Below are 11,938 nucleotides of genomic sequence, written 5' to 3' on the forward strand. Positions count from 1 at the left end.
TCTTCCTTGTCTCACCTTCGCCAGAATCTCATTGTCAAAAACCTACACCTGTGAGCTCTCCCCTTCTCCCTCTTCTTAAGGAGCGAGTCTCTCTCTTATCCACTCATCCTCTTTAAGTTGATAACGAAGGCGATCGTGTAAACGATTAGGGCGACCTTGCCAAAATTCGATTAGCATAGGTTTAAGCAGAAATCCCCCCCAATGAGGAGGACGTGGGATATCTTGTTCTTGATATTTGATCTCAAGATTGGCTAATTCTTGTTCTAAAACTTCTCGATTAGGAATGACGCTACTTTGATTAGATACCCAAGCGCCTAATTGAGAGCCTCGGGGACGACTAGAGAAATACTCGTCTGACTCTTCTGGTGTAGTTTGAGTTATTGTTCCTTCGATACGGACTTGACGTTCTAATTCTGACCACCAAAATACTAAAGCTGCCTGGGGATTAGCCAGGAGTTGTTGGGCTTTGTCACTGTTATAATTAGTATAGAAGACGAAACCTCTGTGATCGAAGCCTTTGAGTAAAACCATTCTCGCTACTGGATAACCAGCTGAGTTAGTTGTAGCTAAAGTCATACTATTAGGTTCTAAGATTTCAGCGGCGATCGCCTGAGATAACCACAAGTCAAATAACTCTATCGGGTTAAGGGGGGCTTCGGCTTCCATTAACCCTGCCCGAGTGTAGTTTTGTCGTAAATCAGCTACAGATAACTTATTCATTTTCTGAGTATTTTTGTGCTAAAGTTAAGAAATTACTAATAAACTAAGATAAATTTAATAAATTTTAACATAAACTTTTACTCAAAGCCTAACAGGTATTTGCTTCAATGACGCAATTTCGGATTTCTCAATCAATCAATAACTCCTCTCCTGGGTTTCAAGGAGAAGTTAAGGAATTAGAAGGATTGCTCAGGGATATTCAACCTCAACATCATCCGAAAATAATCAGTTTTTCCCAAAGAATAGATAACCTTGATCCTCTCGATTTTTTAGCGACAATCTCTCTAACCAAACAGTTATATTTTTATTGGGAAAATCCCCGTCAGTCAGAAGCTATCATCGCTTATGGGACGATTAGATGTTTAAAGTTAAATTCAGCAGATAGATTTAGGCGATCGCAACAATTTATTAACAACTGTTTAACCGAAATTCTCACAATTGGGGACTTACAACTTCCTGGTAGTGGTCCTCATTTTTTTTGCAGTTTTAGTTTTTTTGAGCAACAAAGAAAAGAGGCTCAATTTCCTAGTGCAACAATATTTTTACCAGAGATACAAATTTATTGCCAAAAAAATAGTACGGTTTTAGTAATCAATACTTTAGCCAAAAACTTAAATAAGATAAACTTGATAATTAGTAAAATTAAAGCTAAAGTCAATACTAAAATAACGATTAATCATGAGAAGAAAAACACTTATCTAACTATTCAAGATAAAGATAGAGAATTTAAACAATCAGTCAACTCAGCCTTAACATCAATTGAGCAGAAAAAGTTTAGTAAAATAGTATTAGCTCACGCTATAGACTTAACAGCATCTCAACCATTTAACCTGATAAAATCCTTACAAAACTTGCGTCAACAACATCCCGATTGTTACTTATTTGCCACTAGTAATGGTGAAGATATTCATTTTATAGGAGCAAGTCCTGAAAGACTATTAACTATTAATAATAAACAACTAATCACTGATGCTTTAGCTGGTTCAGCCCCTAGAGGTAAAACAGTAGAAGAAGACAAACAAATTGGTGAATTACTATTAAATAACGAAAAAGAAAGAAGGGAACATGAAGCAGTAAGAGAATTTATTCAACAACGCTTGCGTCAATTAGGTTTAGAACCAAAAATTATGCCACTAGAACTACTACAATTAGCTAACATTCAACATTTGTGGACAGCTATTTACGCAGAAATTCCCCCCAGACTTCACCCCTTAGACATTGTCGCACAACTGCACCCCACTCCAGCAGTAGCAGGAGTCCCCACAGAAACAGCTTGTCAAGAAATCAGACGCTATGAATCTTTTGAACGTTCCCTTTATGCAGCCCCCATAGGTTGGCTAGATTACCAAGGTAATAGTAAATTTATCGTGGGGATTCGTTCGGCTTTAATACAAGGTAATCAAGCTAGATTATACGGTGGAGCAGGGATAGTAGCGGGTTCAACCCCTGACAAAGAGTATGCGGAAGTACAACTTAAGTTACAGTCTTTATTAAAGACTTTAGTTTAGGATAAGTTAGGTATTAGGTGGAACGGTGGAACGGTTGAACGGTGCTATTATTCCTATATAATATGCTCAGAAGCTCCCACTCTCCCCCTCTCCCACTCTCTTCCCTCAAAGGATAACTTTTGAGTCCTAATTTAAGTCTCTATTACTATATAACCATTCCCATTCCTGAGTCAAACCATTAGTAAGGGAGACTTGAGGTTGATAATTAAGGATTTTTTGCGCTTTAGAAATATCAGCACTGGTATGACGCGCGTCACCCCTAGCGGGAGATAGATAATTACGGATCAGAGGTTGATTAATAATTTTTTCAATTTGATCGAGTACTTCTGTTAAAACTACCCTACTACCACCACCGATATTAAATACCTCTCCGACAGCATCTTTAACGTTAGCAGCAGCTAAATTAGCAGCTACGATATCACTAATAAAGGTAAAATCCCGGGTTTGTTGTCCATCTCCATAGACATCAATTGGTTGAGAATTTAACGCAGCTTTAAAGAACTTGTGAAAAGCCATATCAGGACGTTGACGCGGTCCATAAACGGTAAAATAGCGTAAAGCAGTAACAGGTACACCAAAATTTTGCTGATATAACCAACACATTCTCTCTGCAGCTAGTTTAGTAATACCATAAGGTGAGACTGGTTGAGGACATACTGACTCAGGAGTAGGGAAAGTTTCCGCATTACCATAGACAGAGGATGTAGAAGCAAATACCAGACGTTGAAGAGACTTACTTTCTTTAGCAGCTTCTAGGATAATTTGAGTCGCGTTAATATTTCTGGTGGTATAGTCAGAGAAGCTTTTACCCCAACTCGCCCTTACTCCCGCTTGTGCAGCTTGATGATACAGATATTCGACTGAGTCTAATAACTCCAACCAGTTCAAGTGTAGGATATCTCCCTCAATCAGCTTAAATGAATCATATTTAGTTAAATTACTAACATTTTGGCGTTTAAGTTTGGGGTTATAATAATCATTAAAGCTATCAATGCCAATAACTCGTTCTCCTTGATTAAGTAGAGTTTCAGCTAAATTAGAGCCAATAAAACCCGCTACACCAGTTACTAAGTGAATCGCCATCTAAAATTTATTCCTAAAACTTCCATAATAACAGAAACGCTATATTTTTAATCGGTCAATAGTTTCTCTTACCTCATCAGCAGAAGCTTTAGTAATCAAACTAACTTTAAAGCTCTCATCTTGACTAAGATATTCAGCATAAGCTGACTGTAAATAGGGTCGATAATCCTGATTATTTAACAGATGAACCTGAAAAAAAGCTAGAGAAATAGCATTGACATAACTACCAATCAGACTTTGACTTGGGAAACTCAAATGATTAGTCGCGTTAAGTGCTTCTTGAATTCCACCATCGAGTTTAGTAAAATTAACGTGAGCTTGTCCTTCAATTAATCCCCAATATTTATCAGCACTACTTAACCAAGTAAAAGGTACAGCTTGTTCAAAAATAGGAGGAGCAGCAGGATCTTTTGAACCAGATAAGAAGATAACGGGAATATCGATGTTACTAATACCAGTTTCTCCAAAAATATAGCGATTTACGGGATTACCAACTAAAACAGCTTTAACACGATGATCACGAAACTGATAATTTTCTCGGGGTAATTCTAAAGCTTGACATTGTAGCAATAAAGCAACATCTACAGCGCCATAAAGACGATCACACCCTTGCTGAAGGTAATTAAAATCTATTGTAGCACCAGCTGTAGCTAAGGCAGTATAACCACCAAAAGAATGACCACCTACCCCTACACTTTCTACATCAAGTTTACCCTGAAATTGTTCTTGATTACGTTGAGTTAATTCATCGATAACAAAGCTAATATCTAAAGGACGATTGATAAACTCATCTCTATCAAAGATATCTCTATGGTATCCCTGAAACATTTCTTCTAGATAAATTATATCACTACCAACATGTTGAGGAGCTGCTACTAAATAACCATAGGATGCTAAATGATTAAGTCCTTCTTCGTAATCTTCTGGACGTGATGATAAACCATGAGAAAAGATAACTACAGGAATTTTTGCGGTAGATACCTCTTGAGGGAGATAAACATCAACATAAAAACTACGGTTGCGATTGGTATCGGTTAAATTCCAAACTTGTTTTTCTACCTGATATTCACCTTCTTGACGAATATCTCTTAAACCAGCATAATCAACCACAGGGTTAGTCTCCGCTTCTGTTGATGTCCAAAGTTGCATTTGTTCTACTAATTCTTGTGTAGCTCTAGCAGCTCTTTCTGTTTCTTCAGCTAATCCCTGGATTAATAATCCTTGTAACTGAAGATTAGTAGGAAATTGTTTGAGGACATTTAATAATGTTAAACCCTCTGGTGCAAAGCTAGCTTGAACGATCGCTCCTCTTAAAGCGTATCCCCCATTGCTTCCTCCCTCAAGAGTAATCCCTTTTCCTAAACGCATTAGGATAGATTCTCCCATTTTAGTATTAAAAAAGCGGGAAACTAAAACAGGTTCTAGATCTATTTTTTTAGTTAGTGATTCTTGAAACTCTTGCTGTTGTTCAGGAGTAACTCGATTTAAAAAGAAGGCTAAATCTGGATTAATTGTCCCATTAACAGCAAAAGCTTCTAAAGATTCTACCTTCACAGAAAACATTAAAGGTGGATAAGATAGCAATATTTTTTCAGCAGCTTTAAGAGGAATTGAGGTTAGAATAACTAAACAAAAGCTTAATAAACCCAAAATAATCTTCTTGTTTTTTAACATTGCATTTATTTAGTAAAATTATACTCAGTAAAAACATCTGGCATAAAATCATAAATCGTTTCTTGAGTTAAACCAAATTGTTCTAGAGAATATTTATGTTTACTTTTATATCCTTGTTGTGCTGCTTGAATTTGGGTTTTAAATTTAGTCAAAGTTTCAGTAGTTAAAGATAGGTCAAATTGACTATAAATCTGCTCAATAACCTCCAGAGTATTGGTAATTAAATCTTCGTATCTAACCTCTAAAAACCTTTCTGGCTGTTTTTGGCGCAATTTTTGGAAAATTTGCAGTCTTTGACGGTAATAATCAGCGTATAGCTTTGCTAGAGCTTTACTACTATCAAAATTGTTGCGTGTTTGGGGAACAAAACTATTCCAGGAAGCATTATACATACTCAAGAGAGAGGGAATCGCTTGATAAGGATGACGAATAAGGTGAATAACCTTTAAATCTGGTATAGCGTCTAACATGGTTTGCAATCTTCCTGTACAAGTAGTATTTTTAATCAGTAGGGTTTTATCTCTACCTATTGCGTATAAATGTCTTTGCAAACAATCTAGATAATGAGACATTAATTTTTCGCGGGTTGAAATTGGTAATCTATCTACCCAACCAGACTCCTCAAGTTCATTAAAAAAGGGAAATAAGAGAGTAATGACTGGGGATAACATCGTAAAGACAAAGAATTGTTCGTCTTCTTCCGCTTCATTTAATTTAGTAGTGTGAATCGTTTCCCAACCACTAAAACCTTTTTTTTCTAAAGATGTCAGCATATTGGTAAATATCTTTAACTTTTCTAACCTATCCAAAAGCTGATAGATGCTGATAGAGGGAAAAATAGTGTGATAGAGTTTAGTATAGGTAAACTGCTCATCCTCACAGAGTAAACGATGTAAAAAAGTTGTACCACTGCGAGGGTTACCAGTGATATAAATAGGAGCTATAATCGGTTGTTGACGATAAGAAGAATAGGGGATGCTCTCTAATTTACGCACTAGAGAGACAAAAGAATGTAACCCTAAAAAAGCACTACTAAAAAGAGTAACGTAGGTAGCGTGGAGAGGGTGGAAATGTTGTCTAGAGAAACTGGTTTTAATCGCTTTCCAGAATAGTTGCTGGTTTAAATACATACTTGTTAAGCTCAAAGAGATTTAATTAACTTTACCCTATCTCTAGCATATTTATGCTTTTCTGAACATCCACCCTGAATATTAATTGCTAACTATTCGTAAACCTTTTTGGGCTAATTTTTCCTCAACTAATAACATTTCTTTAGTATCTTCTCCAGCAACTATACCGTAGATATCTGTATAGATTTTACCATACTTAACCTTTTCTAAAGCAGATAAGATCAAGAAATCTTTCTTGTCTAATTCTGGTTTTAAGGTAACTAGTATTTCATCTAAAGTACCATTCATCTGATAATCTCCTGAATATTTAGCTACATTTTTACCCGACTCAAGCAAGCGATGACGTTGTAAACATAAAGGAGTTGAACCATTGACGCGATAATTAATATCAATCACGTGTAATCCTCCGTCTTTATCTTCTAAAACATCGCAACCAATCACCCCAAAATAACCTTTTTCATGAGCATAAGCAGATACTTTAGTAATAATGGTTGTAAATTTACTCATATCTACTCCTTCATAGTGAATCAATCCTCCAAGGAATTTACCTTCACTAGTTACCATTTGACTAGTTGCACCAATCAACGTAACTTGACCAGATTTAGAGACATAAAATTGCACACAATAGTTTTGGACTTCATTCTTAACAAAATCAGAGATAATAATATAGTCTAGTAACTGATTATAATAATATTTTTTCATTTCTCGGATACAATAATCTAAATCACTGGCTGATTTAATAATATACGTTCCTTCTCCTGATAATCCATGTGATACCTTAACTAAATAGGGAAAATTATGAGTAATTTTTATCTCGTCTATTGGAGTTTCATTAACATCATAGATATCGTATTTAGGTGCTTGAACTCCTGTTTCAGCTAAACTAGTTTTGCTCAATAACTGATAATGAACATCAGGATCTACTGCGTGTTTTTTTGGTAAAAGAGAATCAAAAGGAAACAGAGTGATTAACTTATCATATTTGGGACTTTGGTTGAGATAATCTAAGTAAATTTTACGCTCTAAGGTTTCGATGTTATTATATTTATAACCAAATTGTTCTTGCCAATAGCTAACTAAGACGTTACGAGGAGATTTAAAAATAATGCCAGTAATATCATCTCCTAATACAGCCAAATTTTTCCAAGGTTCTTTTTGACAGAGTTTATCATAAGATGCTTTAGTAGCTTCCTCGCTTCCGTCTTGAATGAAATACTTTTTATAATTAGGATAAATAGCCCAACTAGCCGTAGAAGGATAATTAAGAATAAAACCATAGTTACCGTCGCTAATATCTTCAGCAAATAAGCTAGAGAAAGAACCTTCTTTAAAATAGGTAAATGACATTTATTTTTCCTCTGAATCTCAATAAGATGATTAATGGCTGCTATTTTACAGTTGAGAGATCTCAGCAAAAGTTCCTGATGAACATTAGGCTCTTTCGGCATTATGCTATGGATTATTACTTATATACTGAATATTCTGACTCGTGAATGCTACTTTATAATACGATTTTAGGTGCGGAATGGTGATAAGCTTTCACTTATCGTTTATAGACACGAGATGCAAAAGAGAAGAAAATGTAACTTTAGATACAATTAACCCCATAATGCCGAGAGAGCCGATATATAGCACTACCTACGTGCAAAGCACTCATGCACTCACGCAAAAGTAGATTAGTACTGGGTTTCATAACTTTAAAATGTTCTAATCTTAACTTGTACTGCTGTAAAAGGTCAACTTCGACTGCTGTAGTATTAGCAGGAAAAGTAGCTGTAATAGGATATGGGCAAATTTAGAGACAATAATAATTCTTCATTCTTCATTCTTTTATTTACCTACTCCCTATTCCCTATCCCGTAGCGCTATATCTAAAATACTTTGATAACAAATATCTAAATATTGCTCAAGATTATCTAGTTGAAAAGTTTTTCTACCTTGTGGAGTGTGTTTAACAATATTATCACCAGTTTGGGTTAGTAAAATACCATTAGGTAATAAAGATGATGCTAACATAGTTTCTTTACTAGTAGGTTCAACTAGAATAACTAAATCACTACCTTGATAAAATAACCCTTCATTTTCAAAAATTGTCTCTGGATATTCAGCGATTAATAAATCTAAGTGAGGATGACGTAACAAACTCTGAATATTAACATTATAGGGTTGTTGTTGGATGCGTTGGCGTTGGTTTAAATAAACACCTTCTTGACAAATACCGCCGATTAAATAATCAGGATAACTAGTTAAAATAGATTGAATCAGTTCAGCTAATTCTTGTTGACTTAAACGATTAAAAGTAACAATAGGAATTCGCGAAGGTTTATCCTTAGGGAAAAAGAAATTAAAAATATGACGGGGAACATCAATACTGTTACCTTGTGCGGGTTTAAGGTGCATAAAAACCCCAGGAGAAGCGTTAATTTCAATTATCCCAAAATTGCCCTCTTTCCAGGATTTAGAGATATCCGTAGCAATGACATCAATACCTAAACAAGCAAGACCAAGATATTGGGCGATATCTTCAGCTAATTGTCGATTATCGGGATGAATCTCACTAGTGCAATCGATACTAACTCCACCCGCGGAAATATTAGCGACTTTGCGTAAATAAACCGTTTGGTTAAGAGGAATTACTGTATCTAAAGATAAACCTTGTTCTTGTATATAACTTTCTAAGATCTCATCAACTAAGATTTTAGTTAGAGGGGAAATAGGTGTATCTTTACGTATTTCTTTTTTGTTTTCTTCTGTAATTAATTCAGCCAAAGTTTGAGCCCCATTACCTATTACATAGGGAGGACGGCGTTCCACCGCAGCGACAAATTGTTCACCAACACAAACCAGACGAAAATCTGAACCTGTTAAACTTTCTTCGATTACAATAGGATTAGTGGTAGAGGTAGCTTGGGCTTTTTCAAAAGCATTAATTAAGCTATTTTTATCGTTAATTTGTGCAGTAACACCGATTCCTTCATGTCCCGCTACTGGTTTAATAGCTACTGGATAACCAATCTCTTCAATAACAGCTAAAGCGGATGCTAGGGTATAAACAATTTTACCTTTAGGTACAGGAAAACCGAGATTAATCAGAAAATCTTTAGAATCGTCTTTTTGTGTGGTTAAATCTGAATCCAAAAGACTATCACAGTCAAAAATAGTAGATAATCCCCGAATTTGATATTTACCATAACCATATTGTATTAATCCTTCTTCCCAGACAAGAAAAGTAGGAATATCCATCTGGTAAGCTGTATTTAATAAAGAATAGATAGTCGGATTTCCATAAATAGAATTACCAAATTTTTGTTGTAAAATCTGTAATTGTTGCTCAAAATCAAAATCTTTACCCAGAGTAATATTCTCTAACCATTGATAAACTGTTTCTACGATCGCGCGACTAGTAGCATAATGCAGAGATTGTAAAGCTATACGTTCAAAATCAGGATAATTATGTTTACTCACACGGTTTAAATACAAGTCCATATCTAATTGGCTAAAGTAATAAAGCGTCTCGGTGAGTAATTCTCCATAACCGTTAAGTTTTAACTTTTGTAAAGCTGGTAAATATTGACTCATCTTATCTTGATAAGTTTCCACACTCAGAGGTTTAGCTTGATGAGATAGGCTAAAGTCAAAAACTAATGCTCCCGTATTAAGATAGGGATTAGGACCGAGATAATATTTAAAATTAGTTATGGTAAACACTGTTTAGGAGAATAACTGTGATCAATGAAGATAACCTCTCTGGTACTAGTTTTCCGCTTCAGTCTGAAGATGAATTAGCTAGACTAATGCAAATCAAAGAAACTAAAGCGAAAAAACTAATAGCGAACAGAGAGTGTACCCAATGTACCTATTTATATACCCTCAAAGGGCAAAAAGTTCGACGTACAGCCCTAATCATAGAGTAGTTCAACACGTCAGTAAACGGGTAATTTCTTTGAGATAGACGTAACTAAAGGATTCCGATTCAGCTAGAGTATAACTCTCCATCATTCCTTGAACCTTAACAGAAATAGAGTCACCTTGTTTAATAATCAGGGTTTTATTGGGGAGTAAATCTCTGGCTAAAATCATCTCTGTTTCTGTAGGCTCATCTAAAACGATTAAATCGCTTCCTTCATAAACCATACCATCTTCAGAGAAAACCCGTTCTGGATATTCAGCGATTAAAAGATCTAATTTGGGATGACGTAGTAAACTTTTGATATTACTATTGTAATCTTTGTTAATCACTTTTTCAGAACGATTGAGAAACATCGCGTCTTGACAAACCGAACCAATCAACCAATCAGGATGACGTAAGAGAATATGATCGACGATTTCGTAGATTTCCTCTCGGTAAAGTTTATTAAAGGTAATAATGGGAACGCGACAGGGTTGAGTGGAAGGAAATAGATAGTCAAGAATATAGCCTGGAACATCTACACTCTCACCTACAGCAGGATTTAGGTGCATAAAGATACCTGGTGCGGCGTTAATCTCAATGATCCCAAAATTCCCCTCTTTCCAAGAACGAGAAATATCTTCAGCGATGACATCAACACCCATACAAACCAGACGGAAGTATTGAGCGATATCTTGAGCTAGAATCATATTATCTGGGTGAATATTGCTAGTAGAATCAATACTCACACCACCAGAAGAGAGATTAGCTACTTTACGTAAATAAACAACTTCTCCTGATTCAAGAATGGTATCTAGGTATAAACCCTGTTCCTCTAGGTATTTATCCATGACCTCATCGGTGATAATTTTACCTAAAGCTGAAGTAGGAGTGTCTTGACGCGCTTCGGTAGCGTTCTCTTTCTCGATTAATTCTTCAATTGTCGATTTACCGTCACCTGTAACAAAAGCGGGACGACGTTCTACCGCTGCTGCGAATTTCCCTCCTACACAGAGAAGACGAAAATCAGAACCAGTGATACTCTGTTCAACGATAATAGAAGATGATCCTTCTTCGGTAGCTTCTTTAGCTTTACCAAAAGCGAATTCTAAACCGCGATCGTCTCTAACGTTAGCGGTAACCCCAATCCCTTTATGTCCGACTACTGGTTTAACCGCTACAGGGTAACCGATTTCTTTAACCGCGTCAAAAGCTTCGTCTAGGGTATAGACAATTTCTCCCTTGGGTACAGGAAAACCACAGGTAGCTAAAAAAGCTTTACAGTCGTCTTTCTGGGTGGTAAAGTCTGAGTCTAGTTGACTATCACAGTTAAAGGTTGTCGCTACCCCTCTGATTTGATATTTACCATAACCGTATTGAATTAAACGTTCATCAGGTAGGTAAAAGGTGGGTATCTGACGATGATAAGCTGTCTGTAGAATAGAGTAAAGGGTTGGACCACCATAAGTGGAGTCGCGAAATAATTCTTGGAGATAGGTTAATTCACGGTGAAAGTCGAAGTTTTTATCTCTGGTAATTGCTTCGAGACAATCCCAGACTAAATTAATTACTCCTCTGGTGGTTTCGTGGTGTATCGATTGAATAGCGATGGTAAATTTATCGGTTTCGGGTTTAATGCTGAACCTTTCAACATATAATCCCATTTCTAATTGACTAACTTCTGACATAGTTGCTGCCAACATTTCGGCGTGGGTTTTAACCTTTAATCCTCGTAATTGAGGTAAATAATCACCCATTTCTTGCAAATATTCTTTAACCTTTAAGGGTTTAGCATCTTGGCCAAAGGTAAAATCAAATACTACAGCACGTGTATTGAGATAAGGGTTTGGACCTTCGTATTCTTTAATGTTAAAAATATCAAAGGTTTCGGCTCGTTTTTTACTCACAACTTTATTACTTTCTTGACTACTAAT

At 35.9% G+C, this 11,938-nt stretch carries 9 protein-coding genes; 2 read left to right on the forward strand and 7 right to left on the reverse strand.

What is annotated here, in order from left to right; all coding sequences use genetic code 11:
• Positions 1–75 precede the first annotated feature (75 nt).
• Positions 76–720 carry a pyridoxamine 5'-phosphate oxidase gene (gene pdxH, locus EA365_14400; GenBank protein ID TVQ42580.1) on the reverse strand — a complete coding sequence of 215 codons (645 nt, stop codon included), beginning with the start codon at positions 718–720 and terminating at the stop codon, positions 76–78.
• Positions 721–827: 107 nt separating this feature from the next.
• On the opposite strand from pdxH, the gene EA365_14405 reads away from it, so the two are divergent.
• Positions 828–2,228, forward strand: coding sequence for an isochorismate synthase (locus EA365_14405; GenBank protein TVQ42581.1), 1,401 nt, complete (start codon positions 828–830; stop codon positions 2,226–2,228).
• Between the two features lie 126 nt (positions 2,229–2,354).
• Here the strand turns inward: EA365_14405 and EA365_14410 are convergent, their stop codons facing one another.
• From EA365_14410 to EA365_14430, 5 genes are all read right to left on the reverse strand, one after another.
• The gene (locus EA365_14410) at positions 2,355–3,311 is read right to left on the reverse strand and encodes an NAD-dependent epimerase/dehydratase family protein (GenBank protein TVQ42582.1); all 957 of its coding nucleotides are present in this window, start codon (positions 3,309–3,311) and stop codon (positions 2,355–2,357) included.
• A gap of 39 nt (positions 3,312–3,350) precedes the next feature.
• A complete protein-coding gene (locus tag EA365_14415; protein TVQ42583.1) occupies positions 3,351–4,985 on the reverse strand; it encodes an alpha/beta hydrolase in 1,635 nt (544 codons plus the stop codon).
• A gap of 5 nt (positions 4,986–4,990) precedes the next feature.
• Complete coding sequence (locus tag EA365_14420; GenBank protein TVQ42584.1) at positions 4,991–6,115, reverse strand: sulfotransferase; 1,125 nt, start codon at positions 6,113–6,115, stop codon at positions 4,991–4,993.
• Between the two features lie 81 nt (positions 6,116–6,196).
• Positions 6,197–7,462: an ATP-grasp domain-containing protein gene (locus EA365_14425; GenBank protein TVQ42585.1), complete on the reverse strand. Its 1,266-nt coding sequence runs from the start codon at positions 7,460–7,462 to the stop codon at positions 6,197–6,199.
• A 498-nt stretch (positions 7,463–7,960) separates the two neighbouring features.
• Entirely contained in the window at positions 7,961–9,823 is a 1,863-nt protein-coding gene (locus tag EA365_14430; protein ID TVQ42586.1) for a cyanophycin synthetase, read from the reverse strand.
• Between the two features lie 17 nt (positions 9,824–9,840).
• On the opposite strand from EA365_14430, the gene EA365_14435 reads away from it, so the two are divergent.
• Positions 9,841–10,029, forward strand: a complete 189-nt coding sequence (locus EA365_14435; protein TVQ42587.1) for a hypothetical protein — start codon at positions 9,841–9,843, stop codon at positions 10,027–10,029.
• A gap of 1 nt (position 10,030) precedes the next feature.
• Here EA365_14435 and EA365_14440 read toward each other — a convergent pair whose 3' ends face one another.
• Positions 10,031–11,911 carry a cyanophycin synthetase gene (locus EA365_14440; protein ID TVQ42588.1) on the reverse strand — a complete coding sequence of 627 codons (1,881 nt, stop codon included), beginning with the start codon at positions 11,909–11,911 and terminating at the stop codon, positions 10,031–10,033.
• Between the last annotated feature and the right edge of the window lie 27 nt (positions 11,912–11,938).

It is taken from the genome of Gloeocapsa sp. DLM2.Bin57, assembly GCA_007693955.1.
Lineage (GTDB): Bacteria > Cyanobacteriota > Cyanobacteriia > Cyanobacteriales > Gloeocapsaceae > Gloeocapsa.